The 26,952-nt window shown below is 68.4% G+C and carries 26 protein-coding genes; 8 read left to right on the top strand and 18 right to left on the bottom strand.

Features of this window, described 5'->3' with window-relative positions; translation table 11 throughout:
- Nucleotides 1–210 precede the first annotated feature (210 nt).
- From ACQEVO_RS17075 to ACQEVO_RS17060, 4 genes are read left to right on the top strand one after another with little or no spacing between them, the layout of a single operon-like run.
- The gene (locus tag ACQEVO_RS17075) at nt 211–963 is read left to right on the top strand and encodes a hypothetical protein (protein WP_432914246.1); all 753 of its coding nucleotides are present in this window, start codon (nt 211–213) and stop codon (nt 961–963) included.
- Nucleotides 960–1,727, top strand: a complete 768-nt coding sequence (locus ACQEVO_RS17070; protein ID WP_432914243.1) for a hypothetical protein — start codon at nt 960–962, stop codon at nt 1,725–1,727. Before ACQEVO_RS17075 ends, ACQEVO_RS17070 begins: the two co-directional genes overlap by 4 nt.
- A 41-nt stretch (nt 1,728–1,768) precedes the next feature.
- Complete coding sequence (locus ACQEVO_RS17065) at nt 1,769–2,365, top strand: cytochrome c oxidase subunit 3 (RefSeq protein ID WP_432914240.1); 597 nt, start codon at nt 1,769–1,771, stop codon at nt 2,363–2,365.
- 5 nt (nt 2,366–2,370) lie between these two features.
- Entirely contained in the window at nt 2,371–2,649 is a 279-nt protein-coding gene (locus ACQEVO_RS17060; RefSeq protein ID WP_432914237.1) for a cytochrome C oxidase subunit IV family protein, read from the top strand.
- Nucleotides 2,650–2,665: 16 nt separating this feature from the next.
- Here ACQEVO_RS17060 and ACQEVO_RS17055 read toward each other — a convergent pair whose 3' ends face one another.
- Nucleotides 2,666–3,259, bottom strand: a complete 594-nt coding sequence (locus ACQEVO_RS17055; RefSeq protein ID WP_432914234.1) for a TetR/AcrR family transcriptional regulator — start codon at nt 3,257–3,259, stop codon at nt 2,666–2,668.
- Nucleotides 3,260–3,325: 66 nt separating this feature from the next.
- On the opposite strand from ACQEVO_RS17055, the gene ACQEVO_RS17050 reads away from it, so the two are divergent.
- The gene (locus ACQEVO_RS17050; protein ID WP_432914232.1) at nt 3,326–4,072 is read left to right on the top strand and encodes a maleylpyruvate isomerase family mycothiol-dependent enzyme; all 747 of its coding nucleotides are present in this window, start codon (nt 3,326–3,328) and stop codon (nt 4,070–4,072) included.
- Nucleotides 4,073–4,118: 46 nt separating this feature from the next.
- On the opposite strand, the gene ACQEVO_RS17045 is transcribed toward ACQEVO_RS17050, so the two are convergent.
- The 9 genes from ACQEVO_RS17045 to ACQEVO_RS17005 all read right to left on the bottom strand — a co-directional run bounded on the left by ACQEVO_RS17045 (nt 4,119) and on the right by ACQEVO_RS17005 (nt 13,019).
- Nucleotides 4,119–5,783 carry an FUSC family protein gene (locus ACQEVO_RS17045; RefSeq protein WP_432914229.1) on the bottom strand — a complete coding sequence of 555 codons (1,665 nt, stop codon included), beginning with the start codon at nt 5,781–5,783 and terminating at the stop codon, nt 4,119–4,121.
- Nucleotides 5,784–5,802: 19 nt separating this feature from the next.
- Nucleotides 5,803–6,819, bottom strand: coding sequence for a glycine betaine ABC transporter substrate-binding protein (locus tag ACQEVO_RS17040; RefSeq protein WP_432914226.1), 1,017 nt, complete (start codon nt 6,817–6,819; stop codon nt 5,803–5,805).
- Nucleotides 6,820–6,890: 71 nt separating this feature from the next.
- Nucleotides 6,891–7,676, bottom strand: coding sequence for an ABC transporter permease (locus tag ACQEVO_RS17035; RefSeq protein ID WP_432914224.1), 786 nt, complete (start codon nt 7,674–7,676; stop codon nt 6,891–6,893).
- Nucleotides 7,673–8,857, bottom strand: a complete 1,185-nt coding sequence (locus tag ACQEVO_RS17030) for an ABC transporter ATP-binding protein (protein ID WP_432914221.1) — start codon at nt 8,855–8,857, stop codon at nt 7,673–7,675. The genes ACQEVO_RS17035 and ACQEVO_RS17030 overlap by 4 nt, the downstream gene beginning before the upstream one ends.
- Nucleotides 8,850–9,500 carry an ABC transporter permease gene (locus tag ACQEVO_RS17025; protein ID WP_432922735.1) on the bottom strand — a complete coding sequence of 217 codons (651 nt, stop codon included), beginning with the start codon at nt 9,498–9,500 and terminating at the stop codon, nt 8,850–8,852. The genes ACQEVO_RS17030 and ACQEVO_RS17025 overlap by 8 nt, the downstream gene beginning before the upstream one ends.
- 379 nt (nt 9,501–9,879) lie before the next feature.
- Nucleotides 9,880–11,376, bottom strand: coding sequence for an aminotransferase class I/II-fold pyridoxal phosphate-dependent enzyme (locus tag ACQEVO_RS17020; protein ID WP_432914218.1), 1,497 nt, complete (start codon nt 11,374–11,376; stop codon nt 9,880–9,882).
- Nucleotides 11,366–11,686: a hypothetical protein gene (locus tag ACQEVO_RS17015; protein ID WP_432922732.1), complete on the bottom strand. Its 321-nt coding sequence runs from the start codon at nt 11,684–11,686 to the stop codon at nt 11,366–11,368. Before ACQEVO_RS17015 ends, ACQEVO_RS17020 begins: the two co-directional genes overlap by 11 nt.
- A 543-nt stretch (nt 11,687–12,229) precedes the next feature.
- Nucleotides 12,230–12,460 (bottom strand): hypothetical protein, encoded by a 231-nt coding sequence (locus ACQEVO_RS17010; protein ID WP_432914215.1) that lies wholly within the window; start codon nt 12,458–12,460, stop codon nt 12,230–12,232.
- 136 nt (nt 12,461–12,596) lie between these two features.
- A complete protein-coding gene (locus tag ACQEVO_RS17005; protein ID WP_432914212.1) occupies nt 12,597–13,019 on the bottom strand; it encodes a ChaB family protein in 423 nt (140 codons plus the stop codon).
- Between the two features lie 180 nt (nt 13,020–13,199).
- Here ACQEVO_RS17005 and ACQEVO_RS17000 point away from each other — a divergent pair, with 180 nt between their 5' ends.
- Together ACQEVO_RS17000 and ACQEVO_RS16995 are read left to right on the top strand one after the other, a co-directional pair.
- A complete protein-coding gene (locus tag ACQEVO_RS17000; RefSeq protein WP_432914209.1) occupies nt 13,200–13,667 on the top strand; it encodes a PPOX class F420-dependent oxidoreductase in 468 nt (155 codons plus the stop codon).
- 103 nt (nt 13,668–13,770) lie between these two features.
- Complete coding sequence (locus ACQEVO_RS16995) at nt 13,771–13,920, top strand: hypothetical protein (RefSeq protein WP_432914206.1); 150 nt, start codon at nt 13,771–13,773, stop codon at nt 13,918–13,920.
- Nucleotides 13,921–14,119: 199 nt separating this feature from the next.
- On the opposite strand, the gene ACQEVO_RS16990 is transcribed toward ACQEVO_RS16995, so the two are convergent.
- Nucleotides 14,120–15,085, bottom strand: a complete 966-nt coding sequence (locus tag ACQEVO_RS16990) for a glycerate kinase (RefSeq protein WP_432914204.1) — start codon at nt 15,083–15,085, stop codon at nt 14,120–14,122.
- A gap of 773 nt (nt 15,086–15,858) precedes the next feature.
- Between ACQEVO_RS16990 and ACQEVO_RS16985 the strand changes: the two genes are divergently transcribed.
- Entirely contained in the window at nt 15,859–17,610 is a 1,752-nt protein-coding gene (locus tag ACQEVO_RS16985; protein ID WP_432914201.1) for an acyl-CoA dehydrogenase family protein, read from the top strand.
- A gap of 123 nt (nt 17,611–17,733) precedes the next feature.
- Here the strand turns inward: ACQEVO_RS16985 and ACQEVO_RS16980 are convergent, their stop codons facing one another.
- From ACQEVO_RS16980 to ACQEVO_RS16950, 7 genes are all read right to left on the bottom strand, one after another.
- Complete coding sequence (locus ACQEVO_RS16980) at nt 17,734–18,987, bottom strand: cytochrome P450 (RefSeq protein ID WP_432914198.1); 1,254 nt, start codon at nt 18,985–18,987, stop codon at nt 17,734–17,736.
- Between the two features lie 500 nt (nt 18,988–19,487).
- The gene (locus tag ACQEVO_RS16975) at nt 19,488–20,552 is read right to left on the bottom strand and encodes a tartrate dehydrogenase (RefSeq protein ID WP_432914195.1); all 1,065 of its coding nucleotides are present in this window, start codon (nt 20,550–20,552) and stop codon (nt 19,488–19,490) included.
- The gene (locus ACQEVO_RS16970) at nt 20,549–22,054 is read right to left on the bottom strand and encodes an NAD-dependent succinate-semialdehyde dehydrogenase (RefSeq protein ID WP_432914193.1); all 1,506 of its coding nucleotides are present in this window, start codon (nt 22,052–22,054) and stop codon (nt 20,549–20,551) included. The genes ACQEVO_RS16975 and ACQEVO_RS16970 overlap by 4 nt, the downstream gene beginning before the upstream one ends.
- Before the next feature lie 257 nt (nt 22,055–22,311).
- Nucleotides 22,312–22,440, bottom strand: coding sequence for a hypothetical protein (locus ACQEVO_RS16965; RefSeq protein ID WP_432914190.1), 129 nt, complete (start codon nt 22,438–22,440; stop codon nt 22,312–22,314).
- A gap of 410 nt (nt 22,441–22,850) precedes the next feature.
- Nucleotides 22,851–24,761 carry a S9 family peptidase gene (locus ACQEVO_RS16960; RefSeq protein WP_432914187.1) on the bottom strand — a complete coding sequence of 637 codons (1,911 nt, stop codon included), beginning with the start codon at nt 24,759–24,761 and terminating at the stop codon, nt 22,851–22,853.
- A gap of 131 nt (nt 24,762–24,892) precedes the next feature.
- Nucleotides 24,893–25,906: a zinc-binding dehydrogenase gene (locus ACQEVO_RS16955; RefSeq protein ID WP_432914184.1), complete on the bottom strand. Its 1,014-nt coding sequence runs from the start codon at nt 25,904–25,906 to the stop codon at nt 24,893–24,895.
- A 108-nt stretch (nt 25,907–26,014) separates the two neighbouring features.
- Nucleotides 26,015–26,914: an LLM class flavin-dependent oxidoreductase gene (locus tag ACQEVO_RS16950; RefSeq protein WP_432914181.1), complete on the bottom strand. Its 900-nt coding sequence runs from the start codon at nt 26,912–26,914 to the stop codon at nt 26,015–26,017.
- Between the last annotated feature and the right edge of the window lie 38 nt (nt 26,915–26,952).

Here is a 26,952-nt window from a genome sequence, read left to right as displayed (position 1 = left end):
AGAAAAAAATTCCTATCCGGAATCGGCCCACTCGACGGTTTGTCGTGTGGTAAAAGCCTGCCTCCCAGAAGAATCGGAAAGTAGGGGATCGACAAAGTCCGCTCTCCGGGTTTACAGTCGTTCTAGCCGTTCGGCTAGGTGTGGTGGAATGGCGTGATATGCCGTGTCCGGCACCGCATCCGGTGCCGGTCCGGAGTGAATCGAGGGGCGATGCAGATTCCGGCCGAAACGGCGGCGGGCACGGAAACCACGTCCACCGCGGATCTGGAGATCCAAACGATCAGCCTGTGGACCGGGCCTGTGGCCGGCGCCGTCCTGCTGATCGCGTTCCTGGCCTTCCCGGGATTCTTCCCACCGATGTCCCCCGACCTGCCGGCGGATCGAGTGGCAGCGTTCTACGCCGACAATCAGGCGCTGATCCGGTTCAGCATGATCACCTTCAATCTCTGTGGAATCATGCTGATTCCGTTCTTCATGGTGATCGTCGCGCAGATGAAACGAATGACCACCCAGAGTCATGTGTTCGCCTACTGCTATTTGACCGCGACGGTCAGCGGTGCGACGATTTTCGCACTCGCCGATATCTGCTATCTCGCCGCGGCTTTCCGGCCCGGCCGCGACCCCGAACTGATCCTGCTGCTCAACGATATGGCCTGGATCATCTTCATCGCCCCCGTGGGCATTCTGGTAGCACAGAATCTGCTGCTGGCCGCCGCGATCTATTTCGACAACGGACCGGACCGGATATTCCCGCGCTGGGTAGGCCATTTCGCCGTCGGCACGGCCGTGGCGATGGCCCCCGCCACCGCAGCGGCCGTGGTGACCAGCGGTCCGCTGGCCTGGGACGGGATCATTTCGTTCTGGCTGCGCAACGGTGCGTTCGCGGTATTCGTCGCGGTGATGTTCTTCGTCCTGCGCGCCGTATTGCACCGGCAGGCCGCCCAACGGGATACCCCGCGATGAAACTGCTGCAACCACTCCTCGAGAGCACCGCGCACCGGCCGCTGCGCACCGCCGGCGCGAAGCCGGCCGGGAAAAGGGATGTCTGGCTCTGCTTCGCTATCGTTCCGGCGTTCTACACGGCATTCGGTTTGATCTTCGTTCTACTCGCCCGGGTGATGCCCCCGCCCCGGCCCGATACGAATCCGGCACAGATCACCGAATTCTTCGATACGCACACCGTCACGATCCAGATCGGTTTCGCGATCCTGCTGCTCATCGTGGGCGGAGCGGGAATATCGAACGGAATCGTCGTCTATCACATGAAGCGGATGTCGGCGGGCTCGGTGGGCGCCTACATCTATATGGGCGGTATGGCGGTGGGTGCCCTGCCCGGCTGCCTGCTTGTGGCGTTCTGCTTCCTGGTCGCGGTGTATCGCCCCGATCGCGATCCCGAAATCCTGGCCCTGCTCTACGATCTCGGCCTGCTCTCCTATGTGGGCTCACTCGGCTGTTTCACGACCGCGTATATCGGATTCGCCCTCGCTATTTTCTACGATCGCCACAACATATTCCCCAAATGGCTCGGCTACGTGACCATCTGGCAGGTTGTGACGGAAATACTCGCCACGCCGGTATTCATCTCCACGGCCGGGCCGTTCGCCTGGAACGGTTCGATCTCCTTCTGGATGGGCACGGTTGTTTTCGGGTTCTGGTTGATGTGTGTCATCACGTTTCTGCGAAAAGCCGGGCAGAGGCAGCCCGCCGGCGAACCACCGCTGCCGTGACGCCCGGGGCCCGGAACCCACCCGTACGAGAGGTGTTCGCGATGACCGATATCGACCGGTCCGTCACGGAAACCGCCCCGGCGGGGGCGCGTCCCCCGCTGCCCGGTGACGGGCATATGTGGGTGATGGTGCTCGGTGACCTGCTGATCTTCGGCGCTTACTTCGTGATCTTCATGGTGCATCGCGCCATGGCACCGGACGAATTCCTGGCCGCGCAGCAGCATCTGAACCTCGATCTCGGCACGCTCAATACATTGGTGCTGCTGGCCAGTTCGTGGTTCGTCGCGCGCAGTGTGCACGCGGCCCGGGCCGGCACCTACGAGCGCGCGCTGCGCCTGGTCTACGCGGGTGCCGCCTGCGGGGTGCTGTTCATGATGATCAAAGCCTTTGAATGGTTCGCCGAGGCCGGTGCGGGCCGTACCCTCTCGTCCGGCGAGTTCTTCACCTTCTACTACATGCTCACCGGTGTTCATCTGTTCCACGTCGCGCTGGGCTTGCTGATCCTGGGAGTCGTGGTGCGGGAACTGCGCTCGCCGCGCCGGCGGCGGATATCGGTAACCGAATCCGGGGCGATCTACTGGCATATGGTCGATCTGCTGTGGATCGTCATCTTCGGCCTGCTCTATGTGATGAGGTGAGGGCAGTGCTCCGATTCGTTGCCGCGCGCGCGACCACCACGGTGTGGTTGCTGCTGTCCGCGATCACCCTGCTGTCCTGGGCGCTGGCCCCGGGTCACGGCACGGCGCCGGTATCGGCGAGCACGCCGATCACGGTGCTGGTCATCGTGCTAAGCGCTGTCAAAGGCCGGCTGATCGTCCGGTACTTCATGGAGGCACGTACCGCGCCGCGCTGGCTGGGGCTTGCCACCGATGCCTGGCTGATCGTGCTGTGGGGTGCGGTACTGGGAATCTATCTGTGGTAGCGCCGATGACCCGGTTTCAGTCCGGCAGATCGAGCATTCGCTGGGTCAGGTGGATCAGCGTCGCCCGCAGCGTCTCGTCGTCGATATCGATGACCAGCGGGTTGATCACCGAGCCGCCGATCGCCGCCGACAGTACGGCCGCCGAGACCCGGGTGAGGGTGTCGTCGCCGTGCCGCTCGTCGAGCAGCACCGAGTACAGGCGGTTCAGGAACTGCCGGAACGGTTCGTGCTGACTGAGGATGCGGGTGATCACCGGATCGTTGGTCAAGGTGCTCACCCAGCGCCGGCGGGATACCGCGAGCTCGATGACCTGATCGAGCAGCACCTTGCGGGCGCGGGCCAGATCCGGTTCGGCCTCGGCGGCGATCAGCCCGTCCTCGAGGATGGCCAGCTCGTTCGCGGTGACCGCGACGACGATCTCCTCCTTGGTTTTGAACTGGTAATACACCGCGGCCTTGGTGACACCGACCGCATCGGCGATCATCTGCAGTGATGTTCCGCTCACCCCGTACACGCCGATCAGGTCGAGCGCGGCCGCCATCGTCCGGCGCTGCGCCGCGGTCCACGGAATACTGCTGAATGGCCGTTGCGGCGGGCTGTCGGCGAGCATGCAGCCAGGTTATCCGACCCGGCCCGAGCCGACCGTGGTGTCGCAGACCTGCGGTAGTTTGGCGCCATGAGCGCGCATTCCGGTCTCGATTTCCCACTGCTGCTGGCAGACTTCCAAGGGGAGTTCCTCGCCTCGATTCCCGACGCCGATCCGTCGGCCACCGTCCCGGCATGCGGCACGTGGACCGTACGCGAACTCGTCGAGCACCTCGCGTTCGTGCATCACTGGGCGGCTGCCAATGCGCGCGACCAGAAGGCGACGCGCCTGGGGGACGGTCCGTTCGACCTCGCCGATCACTATGCCGCCTGCGCCACCGAACTGCGCGAAACCCTCGCCGAACTGGACCCGGCGGCGACCGCCCGCGTCCTGGCGTACCCGGAACCGATGGCCGAGGGGCCGGTGTCGTTCTGGCACCGCCGGCAGGTCCACGAAACACTCGTCCACGGTCACGATCTGCGCGCCGCCATCGCCGGCAAGGCGGCGCTCGGGTCGATGCGCGCGGTGCCCGAGGTCTGGGCGGACGCGGTGGACGAAGTGGTGACGGTGTTCTACCCCCGCCAGATCGGTATCGGGCGGATGGCCCCATTGGCGGCCCCGCTCGCGCTGGTGGCCACGGATCTCGACCCCGCTCCCGGATGGGTGCTCGGTGGCGTGGGCAGCGATATCGACGAGGTGCCGCTGCGGGTTTCCGGTTCCGCCGAAGGTCTCGCGCTGCTCTTGTGGGGCCGTATCACCGTCGACGAGGCAGGACTGACCGTCGAGGGCGACCGGGCCGATATCGACGCGATGCTGCGGGAGCCGATCGTTCCCTGAACCCGCCCGGCATATCCGACCGGCCCGGGCATCGCACTTCCTCCCGCTAGGCAAGTTCGGCGAGGCTGCGGGACCAGCCGCTCAGCCGGTCCGGATCCACCCGGGTGCCGGCGGACAGGTCCGCGGCGAGGACTTCGTGCCCGAGCCGGCGGATACGCTGATGGCGGGTCCAGTGCGCGCGGGCCCATTCGGGTTCGTTGTGCGCGGCGTCGATCGCGCCGAGAGTCGAACCCATCAGTTCGAATTCCAGTTCCCGCCGGGCTCCGGCCGCGTCCGGGCGCTGCACTGGCGGTAGCGACAGCAACCGCAGTATCCGCGCGACCACCTCGAGTACCCGCTGATCGTTTCGCAACAGCACCCGCCGGTGCGCACGGCGGTCGATCGACCACAGCACCGCCAGGCCGATCACTACACCGATCACGCTTTCGGTCAGCCGGTCCCGGATCACCGGGAAGATATCGCCGTAGTGCCCGCCGCCGCCCATCAGCAGCGCGAGCGGGGTGATGAAGACGACCGCCAGCCCGTAGTTGCGCGCGACGAATGTTTCGATCGCGAATTGCAGCGCCATCAGTACCAGCACCAGCACCCAGGCGCGCGGCTCGAGCGCGTAGAGGCCGGCGAACAACACCAGCCCCAACGCGGTACCACCGATGCGGTGCACCCCGCGGTAGGTCCCGCGCATCCGGTCCGGGCCTTGATGCAGCAAGACCGTAACGGTGAGCACCGCCCAGTCCGGACGCCCCAGGTCGAGCGCGACCGTCAGCCCGCCGGCCAGCAGCGCGGCGATCGCGATCCGGTTCGCCGAGACCGCGGCGTGGCTGTCCGGGGACACCGACCGCAACAGCCGGTACCGCAGGGCCGGGCGGGGTGTCGGGGCGGGCCGGCCGGTATCGAACAGCAGATCGGATTCGTCGTCGCCCGTATCGCCGCGATGCAGCGCCGCGGCGAACGACCGCTGGGCGCCGGTGAGCTCCTCGACCGCGCGGTCGTTCGGCGGCCGCCGGGCGTCGTCGAGCAACGCCCAGGCCGTCTGCACCTTCATGGCGGTGGCGTAACGGGCGTCGGTACGGTCGATGCCGGGGTCGAGAGCGGCGAAATCGTGTACCGCGGCGACGGCGACCGCCACCGCGCGCTGTTCCGGAGCGCTGTCGCGGGTGAGTGCCGCCGATATCCCGGCGAGCAGCGCACTGATCCCGCCGATCGCCGTCCACAACGCCACCTCATCGGGTGGCACCCCGTGACCGGTGATGAGCGCGCCGACGCCGGCGGCGAGGACGAAGAAGAATCCACCCGGCGGGCCCAGGCGCAGCGCCGAATTGACGAAGGTGCCCGCCACCGCGACCGCCGTCATCAACACGACCAGTACGAGCTGCCACCACTGCGATCCGCCGCCGGCGATCCGCCCCTCGATCAGTTCCCCGGCCAGGCCGCCGGCGAACGCCGACACCGCCAAGGCCACCGCGGCCGCGCCGATCACCCGCCACCGGCGCCGGTAGACCTGACCCTCACCGAAGATCACCGCCAGGGCACCGGTGGCCGCCATCAGGCCCTGCTGTTCGTGCCCCAGCGCCACCGCCAGCAGTGCGGGTGCCCCGAATGCCACCGCGGCCCGGGCGGCGCCGGGAAACCGGCGGCCCGCGGGCGGTAGACCGAACAGCACCGACCGGGCCGGTGCGGGAGACGGTATCTTCGGGCCGTCCGGGGCAACCACTCCACCGCCTCCTAGCAGTTCACTCCTCGGTGACGAACCCGTTCGCGACCATCCAATCCCGCGCGACCTCCGCCGGTTCGCGCCCCTCGACATCGACCTGCCGGTTCAGCTCCGTGATCGATTCGTTGGTGAGCAGCCCGGAGATGGGGGCCATGAGCGCGGTGACCTCCGGGTGCGCGTCGGCGAATTCGGCACGCATCACCAGCGCAGCATTGTACTTCGGGAAGAAGGCACGATCGTCTTCCAGCAGCACCAGGTCCAGGGCGGGGATCCGGCCGTCGGTGGCGGCCACCGAACCGAACGCGCATTGGCCGGCATCTGCGGTGGCCTGGAAGACGACGGCGTCCTGCACGATCCGTTTCTGCACCCGGCCCTCGTCGATCCCGTAGGCGCGGGCCATCCCGGGGAACCCGTCCTGGCGCACATTGAACTCGGTGCCCACACAGGTCGCCGCCGCGGCCGGCTCGGTCGCGACGAGCTCGGCGTACTCGGACAGCGTTGTCACTCCGGTTTTCTCGGCGGTGCGCCGGGCCGTCGCCAGCGCGTAGGTGTTGTTCATCGGCGCCATCGCCGCCCACACCATCGCGTGCTGCGCGCGGTCGGCCTCACGTACGGCGTCGAACTGGCCCTGTTCGTCGGGAACCGGTTTCTCGTTGCCCAGATAGTTGACCCAGCCGGTGCCGGTGTAGTCGTAGGCGATATCGATCTGACCGCTGAGCTGCGCGTCGCGCAAACTGTTCGAACCGTGGATATCGGTGAGATCGCGGACCTCGGCCCCGGCCGCGACCAGCGCGAATTCGATGATGTAGCCGAGGATGTGCTGTTCGGTGAAATCCTTCGACCCCACCGTCACCGCGACACCCTGCAATTCGGGCACCGGCCGGATACTGCCGGGACCCACCCGCAACGGCACCGCGCTCCCGGCTTGCAGCCCGCAACCCGCCACCAGCACAACCCCCGCGAGCAACACCGCCCATATCGCGCGGCGGAGAGCCGGCGTACGCTGCGCTACCGCCTCCGGGCCCGACCCACTCATGCTGTGTCGATGGGGCATGAGTGGGGGCCCTGCGTGGTGACGCTGCGCTACCGCCTCCGGGCCCGACCCACTCATGCCAGCCCCCTCGGTCCGAGGAGGCGTTCGGCGACCGCGCCCAGCCAGTCCACCAGCAGTGCCAGCGCCACGGCCAGCACGGCGCCGACGACGAGCGTGACATTATCGCGCAGTTTGTACCCGGTGTCGATGAGAATGCCGAGTCCACCGGCGCTGACCAGGAAAGACAGCGTGGCGGTGCCCACGGCCAGTACCAGCGAGGTGCGCAGGCCGGCCAGGATGTAGGGCACGGCCAGCGGGAACTCGATGCGGCGCAGCACGGTGGCCGGCGACATCCCCTGTCCGCGTCCGGCGTCGATGAGCAGCGGATCCACCTGCTGGTAGCCGAGGATGGTGTTGCGCAGCACCGGCAGCAGCGAATAGAACGCGATGGGGGCGACGCCGATCCAGAACCCCGTGGTGCGGGTGACCAGGTAGAACAGCACGATCAGCCCGATGGCGGGGGCGGCGGCGCCGATATTGGCGAGACCGATGAACAACGGCGCGAGCCGGCGGTAGCCCGGGCGGGTGAGCAGGGTAGCCAGCGGTACCGCGACGGCGACCACGATCACCACCACCGTCGCCGTGATCACTACGTGCTGCCAGGTGACGGTGACGAGATTGCTCGTGTTCAGGCTGGCCTGCTGGGTGACGGTGAGGTCGCGTCGCAGCGCCCACACCAGCACACCGACGGTGAGGAGCAGGACCAGCACGGGTTGTACGAGCAGCCGCGCACCGTCGGCGCGCCGCAGGGCCGGCGGTGTGGTCGTCTCGGGGGCGGCCTGCCCGGTGATGGCCGTCATGCCGGCGCTTCCGTCGCGACCGGGTCGCTGCCGTGCTCGCTGCGCAGCGCCTGCAAATGGGCGACCAGGGTGTCGATCGTGATCAGGCCCGCGTATTCGCCGCGCGGCCCGGTGACGACGCCGGTGGCGTGGTGATCGGTGAGCAACGCCTCCAAACCGTCCTGCAGCGTCGACGCCATGGACAGCGTTTCGCCCAGCGGCGTTCCCGTCTCGCGGACCGATCCGGCGTGCGCGAGCTGCGCGGCGGAGATCCAGCGCACCGGCCGGCGGCGGGCGTCGAGTACGAGGCCCCAGGTCCGGTCCGCCACCGCGGCGCGGGCGGCTTCCACCGAATCGTCCTCGGTGACGGTGGGGCAGTCGCCGAGGACGACGTCCCGGATCCGGGTCAGCGTCAGCTGTTTGAGGGAGGCGTCGCCGCCGACGAACCCGGCCACCGTGTCGTCGGCGGGGTCGGCCAGGATCGCGGCGGGCGTGTCGTATTGCAGGATGCGCGACCGGTCGCCGAGCACGGCGATCCGGTCGCCGAGTTTGACCGCCTCGTTGAAATCGTGGGTGACGAACACGATCGTTTTGCCCAGTTCGGCCTGTAACCGCAGCAATTCGTCCTGGAGCAGGCCGCGGGTGATCGGGTCCACCGCGCCGAACGGTTCGTCCATCAGCAGCACGGGCGGGTCGGCCGCCAGCGCGCGGGCCACCCCGACGCGTTGCTGCTGACCGCCGGACAACTGCCGCGGGTAACGGCCGCGATAGGTGTCCGGGTCCAGGCCCACCAGTTCCAGCATCTCGTCGGTACGGGCGGCGATCCGTTTCCGGTCCCAGCCGATGAGGCCCGGGACGGTGGCGATGTTCTTCGCGACCGTCATATGCGGGAACAAACCGGCCTGCTGGATCGAATAGCCGATACCGCGGCGCAGGCGGTCGGGATCCATGGCGGCGGCGTCGCGGCCGTCGATGGTGACGGTGCCGGAGGTGGGTTCGATGAGGCGGTTGATCATCCGCATGGTGGTGGTCTTCCCGCATCCGGACGGCCCCACCAGGACCACGATCTCACCGGCCGGGATCGTCATCGACACCGCGTCGACCGCCGGCTGCCGCTGCCCCGGATAGTGTTTGGTGACCGCGTCGAGCACGATCTCGACCCCGGAGACCGCCGGGTCGGCGGTGGTAGCGGAATCAGGCACGAATCCCCCTCGGAATGGTGAAACGGCCGACGAGCAGGAAGATCCCGTCGAGCAGTAGAGCGAGTAGAACGATCAGCACGGTGCCTGTCAGGGCCTGCGGCACCGCGTTCGGGCTGCCGAGGCGGGCCAGGCCGGAAAAGATCAGGTTGCCCAGGCCGGGACCTTTGGCGTAGGCGGCGAGGGCGAGAATGCCCATGATCAACTGGGTGCTGACCCGCATCCCGGTGAGAATCGACGGCCAGGCCAGCGGGAGTTCCACCGTGGCCAGCACCCGCAGCCGGTTCATCCCGACCCCGCGCGCGGCATCGACCACCGCCGGGTCGACCGCGGACAGGCCCACCAAGGTATTGCGCAGGATCGGCAGCAGCGCGTACAGCACCAGCGCGATCACCGTCGGCACCACACCCAGCCCGAAGAGCGGGATGAGCAGGCCGAGCAACGCGAACGACGGCACGGTGAGGATGGTGCCGGCCGCGGCCGTGGCGGCGGCGGAACCGGCCGGGCTGCGGTACACGAGCACCCCGATCAGTACCGCGACCACGGTGGCGATCACCAGCGACTGCACCACCGCCGAAACATGCAGATAGGAATCCACGAAGAGCTGGTGGCGCCGCTCCACGACGAAGGTCCACAGCGTATCCAGGGCGAGACCTCCAGTTGTCCGGCGCGGCGCGGCTGTCGCCTCACCGCGGCCGGACCGGTTTCCGGCGCGGCGCGTCGCCGGCGAGAGCACAGGGGCGGGCGCCGGCTGTCGCGTGGCGCGCGCAGCGGAGCCCGCGCGGGGAGTACCCGACCGTGACCGGACCGAAACCCGCCCGAGACCCGCGCCGCACTCCCGGCGTGACTACCGCCGCGCCGGGTACGGGGGCGGGCTCACCGGCCGTCGTTGTCCGGGGATTCGGGAGTATCCGGGCGCCTGCCGGTGAAGCGCCGGTACCCGACGACCGCGGCGACCACGAGCGCGATCCCGATGATCACGAGTATTTCCATATCGGGCGCGTACCCGGCGCCGGGCCGCCGAATCAGGCGCCGGCGACCACCCGGACCTGCGCCAATTCGGGGTCCGAGGCGTCGGGCACGTTCATCCCGCGATCGTGGCCGGTGCTCAGATACTCCAGGACCCCCTGCTCCAGGCGCTCGCCCGGGACGACCACCGGGATCCCCGGCGGGTAGGGCGTGAGCTGTTCGGCCGCGATCCGCCCCGCCGCGGCGCCGATGGGCACCATCTCGGTGGGTCCGAAGAAGGCGTCACGGGGCAGCATCGTCGTCTCCAGCAGCAGCTCGTCCGGGCCGGGCACCCGGATCTCGCGCGGGGTATCGCTGGGCCGGGCCTGCGCCCGCCAGGCGTGCATCGCCGAGATCAGGGTGCCGATCGATTCCGTGTCGTCCGCGAGCGACAAGGTCGCCAGCAGCCGGCGATGATCGCTGAGACCGAGGTCGATCCGGCAGTGGTCGCGCAACCAGGCGTCGGCCTCGTAACCGCTGACACCCGTTTCGGAGATATCCATCAGCACCTGCAGACGATCCAGATCGTGCGAGGCCTCCACCCCGAGCAGTTCGTCCTCCATGACGCGGATACCCGGTATCCGGTCCAGTTCGGTGCGGGCACGGCGGGCGGTGCCGAGCGCACGATCGAAGATTTCGCGGCCGTGCTGCACCATCTGCCGGCGCCAGCCGTCGAGTGCGGTGTAGACGAGCACGTTCGGGCTGGTCGTCATCAGCAGGTCCGCGCAGTGCCGCAGCCGTACCGGGTCGACGAGATCGCCCTGCAGGTGGAACACCGAACCCTGTTCGAAACCGGCGCCCATCTTGTGCACGCTCACCACACACACGTCCGCGCCGACATCCATCGCCCAGGTGGGCAGGTCGGGATGGAACGGCAGATGCGCACCCCAGGCTTCGTCCACGATCAGCGGTTTCCCGCGTTCGTGGCATACCTTCGCGATTCCTTCGATATCGGCGCAGGTGCCGTACGGGCTGGGGCTCACGATCAGCGCGCCCGCGGCGTCGGGATATTTCGCCCAGGCGGCACGCACCTGCTCCGGCGACGGGGGATGGGTGAAATGGCGTTCGGTATCCCAGCGCGGTGTGATCCAGCGCGGCAGCACCCCGGAGAAGATCAGGCCGGCCACGATCGACTTGTGACAGTCGCGGGCGACGAGCAACCCGCCGTCGTGTCCGCCGGCGACCGCCATCATCGCGGCCTTGACGGAGAGGGAACTCCCGCAGGTGGAGAAGAACGCCCGCTCCGCGCCCACAGCGTCGGCCATGAGCTCCTCGGCATGCGCCAGGAATCCGCCCTGCGCCAGCCGGTCGTCCAGTCCCGGCGAAGCGAGTACGTCGGCGGCGAAGGCATCCCGGCCGATCACCTCGAGGACGCGTTCGTCCACTCCCCGTCCTTGCCGATGACCGGGCGGGGTGAACCCGTAGCGGCCGAGCCGCTGATAATCGGCCAGCGCTTCCAGCAGTGGGGCCCGGGACTGATCGAGACCGTCCCGGGCGCCCCGCTCAGTGCCCACGCGGCTCCCGCAGCGTCGCCCCTTCCCCCACCTTCACCCGGCGATGCTCGAGGACCACGAGCCCGATACCGGCCACCAGGCACACACCGGCGCAGATTCCGGCCACGACGGCCCAGCCCTCGAAGCCGTAACCGGCGGCGGTCAGGGTCAGGGCCACCAGCACGAGGCCGAGGGCGGTCAAGATGATGCCGGGCCAGTTCCGGGCGTCTTCGATCGATTCCCCCGCATGCGAACGCGTGGTCCGCTCGGTATCGGGAAAACGGTGCTCATGCGGCTCGCCGCTGGGCTGCGGCTCGTGTCCGGCGACCATGGTCATGTCCTTTCCTGTCGAGCTTCCGACCAGGGACTTCGGCCCGAATACCCGCTCACCGGCGGTTGAACCACCGGCCGCACGAGACCGTTGCCACCTCAGATGGGGGCGGGCCCGGGCGGTGCGGGATGCGCTGGATCGGGTACCGGCGGCCGGTCCGGGCCGGGGCCCGGGACGGGTGGTGGCCGGCCAGGGTCCGGCGGCGGCACAGGTGGCGGTACCGGCGGCCTGCCCGGGTCCGGTGGGACGGGCGCGGGCGGGCGGCCGGGATCCGGGAACGGGGGTGGCGGCGGATCGGGAACAGGCGGTGGACGACCTGGATCCGGCGGCGGGCGATCGGGATCAGGCATCGGTGGCGGCCGGCCGGGTTCGGGCGCAGGGGGTGGCTGCCCCGGATCCGGCGGGGGAGGCGGCGGCGTGGGTAACGGCTCGGGTTCGGGCGGCGGCTGCGGCTCGACGTCACGCATGATCGTCCTCTCGGGTTCCGGCAGCTCAGGAGCCGGCGAGCCGGGCTGCGGCCGGGGTGCCGGGGCCGGTCGGCGGTCAGCTCAGGCGCTGGGCGAGCAGGGCCTTGGCCTGCTCGGCGCCCTTCTGGCTCTCGTGCTGGGCACGCTTGAAGAATTCGGCGACTTCGGTATCGCCGGCGCGTTCGGCGTCGTGGCTGTAGACCTCCATACGCAACGCGTTGCTCAGGCATGCCTCGGTGAACCAGATGAGGTTGTAGTCCTTGTCCATGGTTCCGGTGAACTGGCCGGTTTCCTGCTGGATGCTCATTGCGGCCTCCTGTTCGACGATGCGCGCCCGATCCGGGCGCCGACGGTGTTCGTTCCCGCCATCGGCGCGCTACCCGGCCGTGTGATCGGTAAACCGGGCGGCGCGCTCGATCGATGCGGACCGGCTGCCGCGCCGGTTACTTCCGGCTGCGGGCGGTCGCGCGGCGGTTGGATTTCTCGATCGCCGAGACGAGTTCGTCCTTGGTCATTTTCCACCGGCCCGTGATATCGAGCCGGCCCGCGATGTCGAGCAGATGTTGTTTCGAGGCGTTGGCATCGACACCCTCGGCCGTCGCGCCCTCGGGATTCGGTCCGCCGCTCGCGGCGCGTTCGTCCGACGGGCCCCGCTTCTTCTTGGGCTCCCAGTGGTCGCCGACCTTCTCGTAGCTGTGTTTGAGCGCCTCGTAGGCCACCCGGTGCGCACGCTGCTCGCTACCGTAGGTCTGCATCGCCGAATCGTGGGCTTTGGCGAAGGTGCGTTGTGCCTTCGCGTCCGAACGCTGCAGGGTGCTCGGCAATTCGGACTTCACGGCGGTCCCGCGACCGGTGGTTTTCGGCATCGCCTGGCTCCTTCCTGATATCGGCTGTGGTCCGGGCCTGCCCTCCGGCCTGCCCGGGTAGGAGGCGGCTACCCGTTCCCACAGACCTGAATCCGGACCGCCGCCGGAAACCGCGGGCGGTCGTGCCCGCTGGATATGCTGCGCGGAAAGCCCACCCAGCGAACGGACCGGAAGGCCTCCATGCCACGCACAGCGACCGCCACCACCGTCGACCACGCCGCCCTGCTGGAATTCCTGCGCACCCGCCATCACGGCGTACTGGTCACCACGCGAGCCGGCGGCTCACCACAGATGTCCCCGGTGACCTGTGGTCTCGATCCGCAGGGCCGGATCGTCGTCTCCACCTATCCCGGCCGCGCCAAAACCCGCAACATCCGGCGCGACCCCCGGGTCTCGATCTGCGTGCTCTCCGACGACTTCGACGATGCCTACGTCCAGGTGGACGGGCGCGGCGAAGTGATCGATATGCCCGACGCCGCCGACGGCCTCGTCGACTACTACCGCGGCATCGCCGGCGAACACCCCGACTGGGACGAATACCGGGCGGCCATGGCCCGGCAGAACAAATCGCTGATCCGGATCGCCATCGAACGCTGGGGTCCGATCGCGACCGGCGGTTTCCCACCGGAACACGCCCCCGTCGACTGAGTCGCCCGCGGTAAGGCGAGAACCCGAGCGGTATCCTGCCACGGCACCGAAGCCGCCGCCGCGATATGTCCATCGCGCAGCTGCGCGCCACGTCGGGTATCCGGTGAACCAGGTCCACCCGGCGGCAGCGGCTGCCGGGGGCGAGGCCGCCGGCAACGGCTACAAGGTGTACGTGGACGGTGGCGCCCAGCTGCTCGCGCCCGGACGGAGATGCGTGCTTGCCCTGCGCGGCGGCCGGTCGACCTGGTGGTAGCGCCTCGATCGCGGTGTTCCGGCCCGCAGTTCGAATCTCGCGGGTATTCGCCCGGCGCCCCGGTACCGTCGCCGGGCTGAGGGACTCCCCGGCGACGACCGGCGGGCGGCTGCCGATCGCGCGGCATACCGCCGGTCGTTCCGCACCGATGCACGCCTTATGCCGGCAGCGGGCCGCCGACGCCTGGCCGCGGCGGAATTCAGGAGGCCTCCGCTCCGATACGCAGGCCCGCCGCATGCATGGCGGCGGCGTCGGAGGCGACGATGACCTCGGCGAATCGGGAGCGGTAGTCGCCGAGGTCCGCGCCGACCGACCCCACCACCGCGTACACCGGGGTGGTGCCCGATCGCGCCAGGATCGCCGAGATGATCTTCCCGGCGCGGGTCTGCCCGTCGAGGCGGCCCTCGCCGACCACCACCGCATCCGCCTGCGCGACCAGCGCGTCGAACCCGGCGGCATCCAGCACGTATTCGGCGCCCGACCGTAATTCGGCACCGTACTGCGCCCACATCCCGCCGGAGAAACCGCCGGCCGCGCCGGTGGCGTCCACTCCGGACGGGTCGCGCGGCAGGCGGCGCGCGGTATCGGCCAGCCGCCGGGTCAGCAATTCCACGGTGGCCGGATCCGCACCCTTCTGTGGTCCGAAAACCCGGGCCGCATCGACGTACCGCGTGGTGACATCGGTGAGCACGGTGATCGACGCCTCGCCCAGCCCGCCGCCGTCCTCGATGGCCGAGATCGCGCCGGCACCACCATCGGTGGTCGCCGAACCCCCCGCCGCGACCACGATCCGCCGGGCCCCGCGCCGCGCGGCGGCCGCGATGAGCATCCCGGTGCCGTAGGTATCGGCGGTGACCGGATCACGCGGGCCGTCGTGCGGTGTCGTGATTCCGCTGGCCGCGGCGATCTCGACCACGGCGACACCCTCGTCGGACAACCCGAACGTCGCGGAACAGGGCGCGCCCCACGGATTACGCGCGGTAACGGTCACCGTATGCAGACCGAGCGGTTCCCGCAGGACGTCCAGGGTCCCCTCGCCGCCGTCGGCCACGGGGAGCCGGATCGCCCGGCCGCCGGCTTCCCCCACCCCCTGACCGATGGCCTCGGCGACCTCCACCGCGGTGAAAGTGCCTTTGAAACTGTCCGGAGCGATGAGCACCGTCACGACTGCGTTCCCTCGTCCATCGGGCCGCGATTCCCTGATACACCCATGGATGCGACTTTAATGACCGGCCGGTATCGCATCGCAGTCGGCCGACCTCGCCGCTGTCCCGCCCGCGCGGCTTCGCGGCCGATTCGTCTTCTGTTGTCCACGGGGCCGGATCGTCCGCGTGCGCGCCGACCGGCCGCACTCGCTGAAAGCCAAAGGGTACCGACCGTTTCGTAAGAAAGAATTTCTGGCAAATCAGTGGCCGGTTCGGCTGCCCGATCGGTGTGGATATATGCTGCTGAGCCGATATTTCGCGGAACACCAGGTGATAGGCCTAGACCAAAGTCCTGTGATGATTCGGCATGAGTGATAACTCCGACTGTGGCACAATACATTTCGTGTCTGGGCGGGTCGGCGGCAACTCTACGGCAACAGTTTTGTTGCCGGAAGAGGTGGTCGCAAGTTCCGGCTCTGCGGGGACTTCCTGCCGTGTGGCCGTAACTCGCTCCCGCACTCCCTGCGTGAAAACGACCGGTGTTCGGCGGCTATCGCCGCTGCGTGCCGGGGTAACCACCTCCGTCGGCCGGGTGGCGGAACCAAACCCCGTAAAGGTGTGTGGTGTATTGGCCTCTTGACAGGTGATCGTCCGGCTTCCCCGCTCCGCGCCGTCCAGATGGCGCGCACAAAGACGTGTCGTGACCGTCGGTCCCGGAGCGGTGGAGCCGGCCGCGATGACCGTATGCCCAGCGGTGGGAACCGGTGGGATCGGTAGTGAGTAGGAGACGAAAATGGAACGCACATCGCTCGCCGAGCTGATTCGGCACGGAAGCCCGGAGATGCACCGGCAGCTCCAGGAGATCCTGAGTAATCCGGACTTCGCCGTTACGGAACAGCAGAGCCAGGAGCAACGGCGTGCCAATGCCTACGACCAGCTGAAGTACCTGGTCAGCAAGTTCGGCAGTACCAGCACCACGGCAACCGATCTGCCCGCCCTCTTCGCTGTGTTCGACTGGTCCGCGGTGCTGGCGACGGACCTGGTCCCGCTTATTTCCGGGCACTACAACCTGGTGTCGGGCAGCCTGTCCACTCTCACCGATTCCGATACCGCCGCGCCGTACCTCCAGGATCTGGACAACGGCTCCAGTATCGGCGTCATCCTGCTGACCGAGTACGGGTGCGGGTCGAATATCCAATTCATGCAGACCACCGCGACCTGGGACGGTGACGGGTTCGTCATCAACACCCCGAATCCGCGGGCGCGGAAATTCATGCCCTCGGTGGGTATCCCGGTCTCCCGGGTCTGCATCGTCGCGGCCCGCTTCGTCGACGGCGCGGGCGTCGACCAGGGCGTGCACCTGTTCACCGCGCGACTACGCGACGCCGACGGCGAACCGGCCCCCGGCGTGACGATCACCCAGCTCGACCATCAGCCGCTGGTCGTGATGGACAACGCGATCATCAGCTTCGACAACCTCCGGGTCGATCGCGCGGCCTGGCTGAGCAATGATCTGGCCACCATCGACGACAACGGCGTGCTCACCTGGCGCGATGAGGACAGCCGGCGGCGGTCGTTCCCGTCGGCGATCAGCCAGCTGACCGTCGGCCGGATGGCGCTCGCGTCCTGCTTGAACGCGTCGGCGCGCGCCGCGCTCTACATCGCCTTGAACTACGCCACCAAGCGAGTGGTGCCGATGACGGCGGTCGACCATCCGCTCATGGTCGATATCCCCCATGTTCGGGACACCTTGCTCACCGACCTGGCGGGTACTGTGGCCCGGACGATTTACGGTAACGAGGTCAAGACCATGCTCGCGGGCAGTGATCTGACCGATCGCGATACCGTCGTGACGGCGATGCTGGCCAAGTACTTCATCCAGCTGCATGCGCTGGACACGGTCACGCACTGCCGTATCAAGATGGGTGCACAGGGCATGTTCAGCGCCAACCGGATCGCGAACTACCTCGGCGTCTGTCACGCGGCCATCACCGGCGAGGGCGACTGTGCCGTCCTCGGTTCCGTTGCCGGACGAGCACTGGCCAAACAGTTGCTCGCCACACCGCCGCCGGCGCCTGTCCTGCACGATCCTGCCGACACCGGGGACCGCGTGCGTCTGTTGAGCGCGCGCACCGCGACGATCGCCCACGAAGCACGGCCGCACCTGGAGACTCCGGGACTCGAGGACCGGCTGGCGGTTATCCCGCACGCCCTCGACCTCGCCGACGCCTATTGCGCCGAAGCAGCCCTGCGCTTGCTCGACCGGCACGCCGAGTTGCCCGAAATCGCCGCTGTGCGTGATGTTTTCGCGCTGCATTATCTCGACCAGCACGCCACGTGGTACCTCACCCACGGTCTGCTCGATATCGCGGGCGTCGAGAAGACGAAGCAGGGGCTGCGCCGGGCCATCGACCATCTGGCCGCCAACCTGCCAGCGCTGCTGGACGCGTTCGAATTCGACGACGAGATCCTCGACGCTCCAGTGCTGTCGGACGATCTGCCCGGAGCGTGGAACGCCCGCTTCACCGAGCCGAGCCGTCGCTGACCGTAGCCGGAAGGCCCGGCGGGTCACTCGACAGGTGAGCCCGCCGGTATGTCATCGCATTCGGCGCGGCCCCGGGGAAGATGCTCTGCGCCTCTTCCCCGGGGCCGCCGGCGTATCAGCTGTTCACCGGGATACGGGAGTGAACGGCCGGGACGGTTCGAAAGTCACCGGCAGGCTCGCCAGCGAACGGTGGAACGGACCCGGCCGCCATACCAGTTTCTCGGCCGGGCACGCGAGCCGGATTTCCGGCAGCATATCGAGCAGCTGATCGATGGCGTTCTGCGCGACCGAATACGCGACCGACCGCGCGGGGCAGGCATGTGGCCCGGTGCCCCAGGCCAGGTGCGAGCGGTTGTCGGTGAAATTACCGGCGATCTCGGGGTCGTTGTTGCAGGCCGCCATGCTGGTCACCACCGGCTGATGAGCCGGCAACCAGACGTCCTCGACCAGGATGGGCTGTGGGGGATAGGTGATGAGGAAATTCGCCAGTGGCGGGTCCTTGAAGAGCAGTTCGTTGAGCGCGTCGATCGTCGTCAGCGCCGCCTCCCCGCCGAACCGGTCGTCGCTCAGCATCAGCAGCAGCGTGTTGGCGATCAGGTTCGCCAGTGGTTCGATTCCCGCACCGTAGATGGGGACGAGCTGGTGGACGAGCTCCTCGTGGCTCAGTCCGGCCCCGTGCTGCAGTAGGCGAGTGGCCACGTCGTTGCCCGGTTGCTCCCGCTTGAGCAGAATCAGGTCCGACAACGCGCTGACGAACATCTGATTGCCTTCGCCCGTCGGGTCACCTTCGAACATCGTGGCCATACCCTGGCGGACCCGGTTCCCGATTTCCGCCGAACACCCGACCATGCTGTTGAGGTAGGCGAATGTCACCGGAACGGCGTACTGGCTCACCAAGTCGGCCTGTCCGGTTTCACAGAACGAGTTGACCTCCGGAACAGCGATCCGCTCGATCTCGGTGTGCAGGTTGTACAGATCGATCTCGTTGATGCTGTCCACGGTGGCCCCGCGGTAGCGCAGATGTTCGTTTCCCGCCGTGCGCAGTGCATTCGGGCGGTACTGCATCATCGATTTCACCGGGCACGCATCGGGGACACTCTGCTCCCAGGTGCGCGGATCTGCCGGGAAATGGGCGGGGTCGTTACCGATCCGCACCGCGGTCCGGTAGCCGATCACCAACGTCGCGGGGACGCCGGGCGCCAGTTCCACCTGCGCCAGCGAACCGTGCCGGGCACGCATCGACGAGTAGGTCCGGTGCGGGTCGGCGGCGAAATCCTCCATGTACAGCGGCACCCGGCCCGGGTCGTGGATGGTGGGTACCGGCTGGTTACCGGCGTACCGGGGTTGGTGGTGTGGTGATTCGAAATGTGTGGTCAATGCGGGGACTCCAGGTACGTAACAGGATTACGACGAAAATGCCGAGGTCTCGGGCGTCTGGCTGCGCTGGCCCGTGGCAGCGTTATAGCTTCCGCCGGCGGCGGGTAGGGATTGCCTCCACACGAACTCGAGAGGATAGTTCGCCGGAAGGCATATGCCTGTACACCTGTGGACGGTTTCCGCCGTTCATACGGCGGAAACCGGGACGGCTGCGAATGCGCGACCGGTGTCTGCGTCCGGGTACCGCCGGGCGGTCGATACCGCCGGTCCCGGCCGGTTCCTCCCACCGAGGCATTCGCACACAACAGGTTCCACGTCGGAGCATCATACTCACAGCCCCGCGGTGCGGCAGCCGGAACGGCGGCGCCGGGTTCCCCTTATCCCTTGGCGGCCAGTCCGTTTGCCGGTGACCGGATCTTGTGGACCACGAACAGCGGTGTGGCCGGGAGGAGAACCGCGGCCCCACCGGACGAGCCGTTCGTGCCGGGTGCCCGCTGTCGTCAGCCGGCGGGGAGCAGGGCCGCGGCCCGGTCGGCGATCGCGGTGCCGACCTCGGTGGTGGTGGCGTTCCCGCCGAGGTCGGGGGTGCGGGGGCCGCCCGTTGCCAGGACGTCGGTGACGGCGCGGTCCACCGCTGCCGCGGCGGCGTGCTCACCGAGGTGGTCCAGCAGCATAGCGCCCGCGAGGATCTGCGCGACCGGGTTGGCGATACCCTGCCCGGCGATATCCGGGGCGCTGCCGTGGACCGCCTCGAACATCGACGGTGCGTCGCGCTCGGGGTTGATATTGCCCGAGGGAGCCAGGCCGAGACCGCCGGTGACGGCGGCGGCCAGGTCGGAGAGGATGTCACCGAACAGGTTCGAGCCGACGATCACGTCGAGCCGGTCGGGATGCAGCACGATCTCGGCCGCGAGGGCGTCCACGTGCATCTGCCGGGTCTGCACCGCCGGGTATTCGGCGGCGATCCGGTCGAAGATCTCGTCCCAGTACGGCATGGAATGGATCAGGCCGTTCGATTTGGTCGCCGAGCACAGCCGGCCGGTGCGCTCACCCGCCCGTTCGAAGGCGTAGCGGATGATCCGTTCGCAGCCGGCGCGGGTGAACACCGACTCCTGCAGTACGAATTCCTCCGGCCTGCCCGGGTTGTGCTTACCGCCGATCTCGGAGTACTCGCCTTCGGAGTTCTCCCGCACGATCAGCAGGTCCAGGTCGGCGGCGGTGCGGTCGCGCAGGGCGGATTCGGTGCCGGGCAGCAACCGGACGGGACGCAGGTTGACGTACTGGCCGAAGGCGCGGCGCAGCGGAATCAGCAGCCCCCAGAGCGAGATGTGGTCCGGGACGCCGGGAAAGCCGACGGCACCCAGCAGGATCGCGTCGAACCCGGCGAGGGTCTGCGGGCCGTCCGCGGGCATCATCGCGCCCGTGCGCAGATAGTTCTCGCAGGACCAGTCGAATTCGGTCCATTCGATCCCGGGCAGCACCCGGTCGATGACCTTGACCGCCTCGGCGGTGACGTCGACGCCGATGCCGTCACCGGGGATGGTCGCGATCCGATATGAGCTCACAGGGGCACTCCGATGTATTTGATCTCGAGGAATTCGTCGATACCGACCAGACCGCCTTCGCGGCCGAGTCCGGATTCTTTCACCCCGCCGAACGGCGCGGCCGGATTGGACACCACGCCCTGGTTCAGGCCGACCATGCCGGTGTCGAGCGCCTCACAGACCCGCAGGCCGCGGCGCAGGCTCTCGGTGTAGACGTAGCCGACCAGGCCGTAGGGGGTGTCGTTGGCGCGGTCCAATGCCTCGTCCTCGGTATCGAAGGTGGTCAGGCAGGCGACCGGCCCGAAGACTTCGGTATGGCAGATCAGCGCGTCGTCGGATACGTCGGTGAGCACCGTGGCCGGATAGAAGTTGCCGGGACCGTCGACGGTTTCGCCGCCCAGCAGGACCCGGGCACCGCGGGCGCGGGCGTCGGCGACCAGTTCGGTCACCTTCGCCACGGCATCGGCATCGATCAGCGGTCCGACGACGACTCCGGGTTCGGTACCGGGCCCCAGCGGCAGTTGGGCCATCCGAGCCGTGAGCCGCTCGGCGAAATCGGTGGCCACGTCACGGTGGACGAAGAACCGGTTCGCCGCCGTGCACGCCTGCCCGATATTCCGCATTTTCGCGGCCAGCGCGCCCTCGACGGCCGCGTCCAGATCGGCATCCTCGAAAACGAGGAAGGGGGCGTTGCCACCCAGTTCCATGGAGGTGCGCATCACGGTGCGCGCGCACTGCTCCAGCAGCACTTTGCCGACCGCCGTCGATCCGGTGAAGGACAGTTTCCGGGAGCGCGGATCGAGAATCAGCGGGGTCATCAGACCTCCGGGATCCGAGGTCGTCACGACGTTCACCACGCCCGAGGGCACCCCGGCCCGGTCCAGGATCTCGGCGAGCGCCAGCGTGCACAGCGGTGTCTGCTCGGCGGGTTTCACGACACAGGTGCAGCCGGCCGCGAGCGCCGGGCCGATCTTGCGGGCGCCCATGGCCATCGGGAAATTCCAGGGCGTGATGAGCAAGCTCGGACCCACGGGCTGTTTGGTGACCAGGAACCGGGAGCCGCCGCCGGGCGCGGGCATGTAACCACCGTCGAGCCGGACGGCTTCCTCGGCGAACCAGCGGAAGAATTCGGCGGCATACGTGACCTCGCCGCGGGCCTCCGCGAGGGGTTTGCCCATTTCGAGGGTGGCGATCAGCGCGAGGCGATCGGCATCGTCGAGCAGCAGGCGGTGGGCGCGCATCAAGATATCGCTGCGCTCGCGAGCGGGGGTCCGTGCCCACGCCGACTGAGCCGCCGCGGCGGCATCGAGTGCGGCCATACCCTCTTCGGGTGTGGCGTCGGCGACCGTGCGCAGCTGTCGCCCGGAGGCCGGATCGACCACCGGCATGGTGGCCGTGGCCGGGCGCCACCGGCCCCCGATGAAGAGGCCGTCGGGTACGGACTCCACGGCAGCGCGTTCGGCGTCGGTGAGTGTCTCTTCGGTGAGCACAGCGACGGCTCCTCCCTCTCGGCGCCCGGTCATGCGCTGGGCTGAATTGTCGACAATCCTACAATAGGGGTCGACTCGATCGGGCCGGTTCCGGGGTGCGGACACTCGCCTCCGGTGCTCGGCAGCGGCCCCTACCACCGTGTCAAATGCCAAAAGGTTCCGCTCCTGTGCCGGCGCCGGGCTACGACACCACGCCCACACGCTGAGCCAGCCGTCCTCGTCCGCGCTGGGGCAACCTTCCGCAACGGGAAACTCATCGAGCGCAACAACGAGGTGGCCGCGTGAACCCACTACAGGCCGCGCCGGCGGACATCACCCACGACAACCCCCGCCAGCGCGACCATGCTGTCGAATATCTCGGCGACCTCCTGCGCGGCGCCATCCTCAACGAAGCCGACGCCGAAACAGCTGTCAACCACCTCGTCGAAGTTCTCACCACCGAGACCGACCCGTCCGTGCAGGAATCCGCTCTCAACGCTATCGCTGAGGCCTTCGGCCCTTATTGCTTCGGCCTGCCGCTGTTCGAGCCGTTACGCGCCCTGCTGGCCGCGATGCCGCCGACCCTGCTCGACCGTCCTCATGATCCTCGCGTGCACCCACGATCCGGACGCCCGGCCGATAATCGAAGGCTTCCTCGACCACCCCAACTCCGCCGTCCGTGCCTCTGCCGCCTCAGCCCTCACCGAATTCCCCGGACGCATCGTCCCGTAAGGGGTATCGAGACCGGCCCAGGGACGCCGCGAAGTGGTGCTGCCCGCCCTGCCACTGCTGATCGAGCTGCTCGGGTGTGCATGGCGCGTATTCGGCCGGATGCGGCGGTAGCGGGCCACTACGCGCTGCGGCCGCCGAGGTAGCGGGCGAAGTGCTGTTCGATCGCGCGGTACAGCATGATCCGGTTCTCCGGGTTCTCGAAGCCGTGGCCCTCGTCGTCGGCGACCAGGTACTCGACCGGGACACCGCGCTCGCGTAGCCGGGCGACGATATTGTCGGATTCGGCGCGGACAACGCGGACGTCGTTGGCGCCCTGGGCGACCAGCAACGGGGTGCGGATCTTGTCGACCATGGTGATCGGGGACCGGGCGAGCATATCGGCTTCCTGCTCGGGGATTTCCGGGTCGCCGACATAGCGGTACCAATTGTTGACGCTGAGGGCCCGGGCGAACGGCGGCAGAGTGCGCAGGAAGTTGGCGAGGTCGGAGACGCCGACGTAGTCGACGGCGGCGGCGAAGCGGTCCGGCGTGACGGTGACACCGACGAGGGCCGCGTACCCGCCGTAGGAGCCGCCGTAGATGCCGATGCGGTCGGGATCGGCGTAGCCGCGGTCCACGGCCCAGTCGACGGCGTCGATCAGGTCGTCGTGCATCGCCCGGGCGAATTCGCCGATCGCGGCCGTGACATGGCGTTTCCCGTGGCCGAGCGAGCCGCGGAAATTCACCTGCAGTACCGCGTAGCCACGGTTGGCGAGGAACTGCGCGTCCGGGCTGTAGCCCCAGGAGTCGTGGTACCAGGGCCCGCCGTGCACCGCCAGCACCAGCGGAAGGTTCCGCGGCTCGGCACCGACCGGCAGGGTGAGGTAGCCGTGCAGGGGCAACCCATCGCGGGCCGGGAAACCGACGGGTTGCATGCGGGCCAGGGTATTCGGGTCGCGATCGGGGTAGGCACGGAAAAGCAACCGGGCCTCGCCGGTGGTGTGGTCGTAGAACCAGGTGACGCCGGGGTCGCGGTCGTGGACGAAGGTAGCGATCCAGCGCTGTCCCGAGTCGTCGCCGGACAAGGTGCCGAGCACGCCGTCGGACAGTTTCTGCAACTGGGCATAGATTTCGGCGAATTGGGGGTCGAGGACTTCGATATGGGATCGGTCGGCCACGAAGCGGGCGGCGAATAATTCGCCGGTACGCCGATAGGTGTGAACCGGAGGCGGGAGCACGCCAGGCAGCATCATCCCACTGATATCCAGGTCGTGGCCGTCGACCGCGGCGACGACGGTGTCCGCCCCGGTCTCATGGTCGATGCGGACCAACCGCAGGTCGTCGCCGTCCCGGAAGGACCCGACCAGCAGGCCTTTCCCGTCGGCGGTGACCTGCTGAGGGTAGACACCCATCGGATGTTCGGCTCCGCCGAGCCGGCGCAGTGGCCGCCTCTCTCCGGTGGGGTCGATCGCAGAGATCTCGACGGTGCCGTCCGCGGCGAGCACGGTGTGGAATACGGGTTCACCGCGGCGGTCGAGCAGGACGGCGGCGGTCGGATCGTCCTGTTCGAGATGCAGGGCGGTTTCGCCGGTGGCGATGTCGATGCGGAATGTGTCGAAGAACAGCGGGCGCCGGTTCATCGTGACCAGCACACTGCCGGGCACCGACGGCAGAGGTTCCGCGCCCAGCACCCGCGACCCCGGATCCATCGGAGTGAGGTCGACGGCGGGCGCGGCGGGGTCGTCGAGGTCGACGCGGAACAGGTGCCAGTCCTCGTTGCCGTCGGTGTCCTGCAGGTAGAGCAGCCAGCGGGGGGCGTCGGTCCAGTAGTAGGTGGTGATCCCGCGTCGGGTGTCGTGGGTGACCGGGACGGCATCGTCATGGGCCTGGTCGACGCCGCGGACCCAGACGTTACGTCGCCCCCGGTGTGGGGCGAGGTAGGCGATGCGGGTGCCGTCGGGGGAAATCGAGGGGTTCGCGAACTGCGGGTCGGCGAAGAACCTTTCGATATCGATCAGCTCAGGCCGTTGGTCGGTCGGGTCTCCGGTCATGCTCGGTCTCCAGTTCGCTCGGTTCCTGCACTCGATTACGTATTGATCGAACACTGTGCCGCAGCGGCATACTCAAGCCCGGGAGCCGGCCGCTACCCGGATGGCTTCGCGGCCCGCGCGACGCGCCCGGGCTATTGGGCGCTGCTCTCCGGCAGGAGGACGATTGCGGCTTCGGAGATGCGCGCTTCCAGGTCCCGGTGGGCCGAGGCGGTCTCGGACAGGGGGTAGGTACGGATCGGGCGGTTTCGAAAAGCCCCGTCATGCCAGGCGGCGAAGAGCTCGCCGGCCGCGGTGAGCACCGTGGCGCGGTCGGGTAGGTACTTGGCGGCCGGCGACTGCGTCGGGGTGATGCCCCTGCGCTTCAGGTCCGCGGTGTCCAGCTCCGGTGGCCCGGATGCCGCACCGAGAAGATCGAGGGTGGCGCCGTCGCGGAGAACGGACACCGCCTCGGCGAAGGTAGCGCGACCGACGGTGTCGTAGAACACGTCCACGCCGGAGCCGAGCTCGTCGATCGTCTTCTGCAGCTCGTCGGTACCGGCAACGACGACGTGCTGCAGGCCGAGCGCACGTGCGGCGGAAACACGAGGGGGCGATGAGACGAGCGCGACGACCGTCGCACCGAGATACTCGGCCCACGGCGCGAGTACCGAGCCGACCCCGCCGGTCGCCCCGCTGACCAGGACCACGCTGCCGGGCTCGACGCGGTACACCCGGTGCAACCGTCCCCATGCGGTGAGCCCGTTGGCGAGCAGTGCGGCAGCTTCTCGCGCCGGGATGTCCGCGGGAAGCGGGATCAGGTCCGCCGCGGCGATCAGGCGCTTCGCTGCGTAGGCACCGGGTGAGAAGTAGTAGCCGACGCGGTCGCCTGCGGCGACCAGCGACACCTCGGGACCGACCGCCTCGACGACACCGGCGCCTTCGCCGCCGAGCACGGCGGGTAGAGCGCGGAGAGGGAACGCCCCGCTCCGAAAGTAGGTATCCACGAAGTTGACGCCGATGGCCTCGTGGCGCAGGAGCACCTCTCCCACACCGGGGTTGCGCACCGCTTCGGTCTCGTACACGAGCTGGTCAGGGCCACCGTGCCGGTAGAGCCGCACCACACCACTCACAACCGCTCCTCTCGAAATTTGCCGTCCGCCGGACATAGATATTTCCGTCTCCTCGTTCGCGCCCCGAGCGGGGCACCGATCAATGCCCAGAAGTCGGGCGAGTCTGTTGCGGGTGGGCGGGGTCCGCCTCCCGAGGTGCGGAGGTCAACGCTTCCGCTCGGTGGCGATGATCTCGCGGGCACGGGGGGCTACCTCGCCGCCGAATAGTTCGAGGGCGCCCGGGTCGTCGGAGGCGAGGATGAAGCCGGAGGTCCCGTGGGTGAGGGCGATCTTTGCCACCTGTTCGGCCCACTGCTGCGGCGGTCCGTCGAAGAGCCCCCTTCCGGACGTTCGGAACTGCCCGGTGATATTGAGGTACCGGGTGATTGCGGCCGGGTCTCGGTTCGCGGTGGTCGCGGCATCGTCGATGCGCTCGTTCATCGCGGGCAGGGAGGCGAGCCCGTCCGGCAGGTTCGGAAGCCCCGGAATCCAGCCGTCGGCGAGGCGGCCGATCAACCGCAGCATACGGGGCTTGTACGCCCCGATCCGGATCGGTATCGGGTGGGCAGGAGCGGGCCCGCGCTTCGCGCCGTCGACGTGGTGAAACCCGCCGTCCACGCGCAGCACGCCGGGCTCGTCGACTGCCCAGATTCCGCGCATGATCGCGATGGCCTCCTCTAGGCCCTGGAGGGCCTGGCGCGGTTCGAGTCTGCGCCCGCCCATGGCGGCGATGGCGTCCCAGAACGCGCCGGCGCCCAGGCCCATCTCGACGCGGCCGTCGCTGAGCAGGTCCAGGCTCGCGGCGGCGCGGGCGAGGACCGAGGGCGGGCGCAACGGCAGGTTGAGCACGTTGGCGCAGATCCGGATTCGCTGGGTGCGTGCGGCGACGAAGGACATGAGCGTCCAGGTGTCCTGGAAAGCGGACTGGTAAGGGTGGTCCTGGTAGGTCACGAGGTCGAGCCCGGCTCGTTCCGCGACGACCGAGAGCTCGACCGGACGCTGCGGCGGCTGCGCGGCCGGGGTGACGAAGCAGCCGAAGGTCGGCTCGTGTCCGTAGTCGGTCATCGTGTGCTCGCATCCGGGTGGTGGGACGGGGTGGCGGA

Origin of the sequence: Nocardia sp. CA-290969 (assembly GCF_050936135.1) — a bacterium.
In the GTDB taxonomy this organism is placed as follows: Bacteria; Actinomycetota; Actinomycetes; order Mycobacteriales; family Mycobacteriaceae; genus Nocardia.
This window is presented reverse-complemented; position numbering and strand designations above follow the sequence as displayed.

Coding starts and splice junctions, on each gene's coding strand:
- ACQEVO_RS17070 (WP_432914243.1), top strand. CDS start 960: ATGAAACTGCTGCAACCACTCCTCGAGAGCACCGCGCACCGGCCGCTG.
- ACQEVO_RS16950 (WP_432914181.1), bottom strand. CDS start 26,914: ATGACCGACTACGGACACGAGCCGACCTTCGGCTGCTTCGTCACCCCG.
- ACQEVO_RS16970 (WP_432914193.1), bottom strand. CDS start 22,054: ATGACCGGGCGCCGAGAGGGAGGAGCCGTCGCTGTGCTCACCGAAGAG.
- ACQEVO_RS17075 (WP_432914246.1), top strand. CDS start 211: ATGCAGATTCCGGCCGAAACGGCGGCGGGCACGGAAACCACGTCCACC.
- ACQEVO_RS17055 (WP_432914234.1), bottom strand. CDS start 3,259: ATGCTCGCCGACAGCCCGCCGCAACGGCCATTCAGCAGTATTCCGTGG.
- ACQEVO_RS16960 (WP_432914187.1), bottom strand. CDS start 24,761: ATGACCGGAGACCCGACCGACCAACGGCCTGAGCTGATCGATATCGAA.
- ACQEVO_RS17035 (WP_432914224.1), bottom strand. CDS start 7,676: ATGACGGCCATCACCGGGCAGGCCGCCCCCGAGACGACCACACCGCCG.
- ACQEVO_RS17005 (WP_432914212.1), bottom strand. CDS start 13,019: ATGCCGAAAACCACCGGTCGCGGGACCGCCGTGAAGTCCGAATTGCCG.
- ACQEVO_RS17000 (WP_432914209.1), top strand. CDS start 13,200: ATGCCACGCACAGCGACCGCCACCACCGTCGACCACGCCGCCCTGCTG.
- ACQEVO_RS17050 (WP_432914232.1), top strand. CDS start 3,326: ATGAGCGCGCATTCCGGTCTCGATTTCCCACTGCTGCTGGCAGACTTC.
- ACQEVO_RS16985 (WP_432914201.1), top strand. CDS start 15,859: ATGGAACGCACATCGCTCGCCGAGCTGATTCGGCACGGAAGCCCGGAG.
- ACQEVO_RS16955 (WP_432914184.1), bottom strand. CDS start 25,906: ATGTCCGGCGGACGGCAAATTTCGAGAGGAGCGGTTGTGAGTGGTGTG.
- ACQEVO_RS17065 (WP_432914240.1), top strand. CDS start 1,769: ATGACCGATATCGACCGGTCCGTCACGGAAACCGCCCCGGCGGGGGCG.
- ACQEVO_RS17010 (WP_432914215.1), bottom strand. CDS start 12,460: ATGAGCATCCAGCAGGAAACCGGCCAGTTCACCGGAACCATGGACAAG.
- ACQEVO_RS17040 (WP_432914226.1), bottom strand. CDS start 6,819: ATGAGTGGGTCGGGCCCGGAGGCGGTAGCGCAGCGTACGCCGGCTCTC.
- ACQEVO_RS17015 (WP_432922732.1), bottom strand. CDS start 11,686: ATGGTCGCCGGACACGAGCCGCAGCCCAGCGGCGAGCCGCATGAGCAC.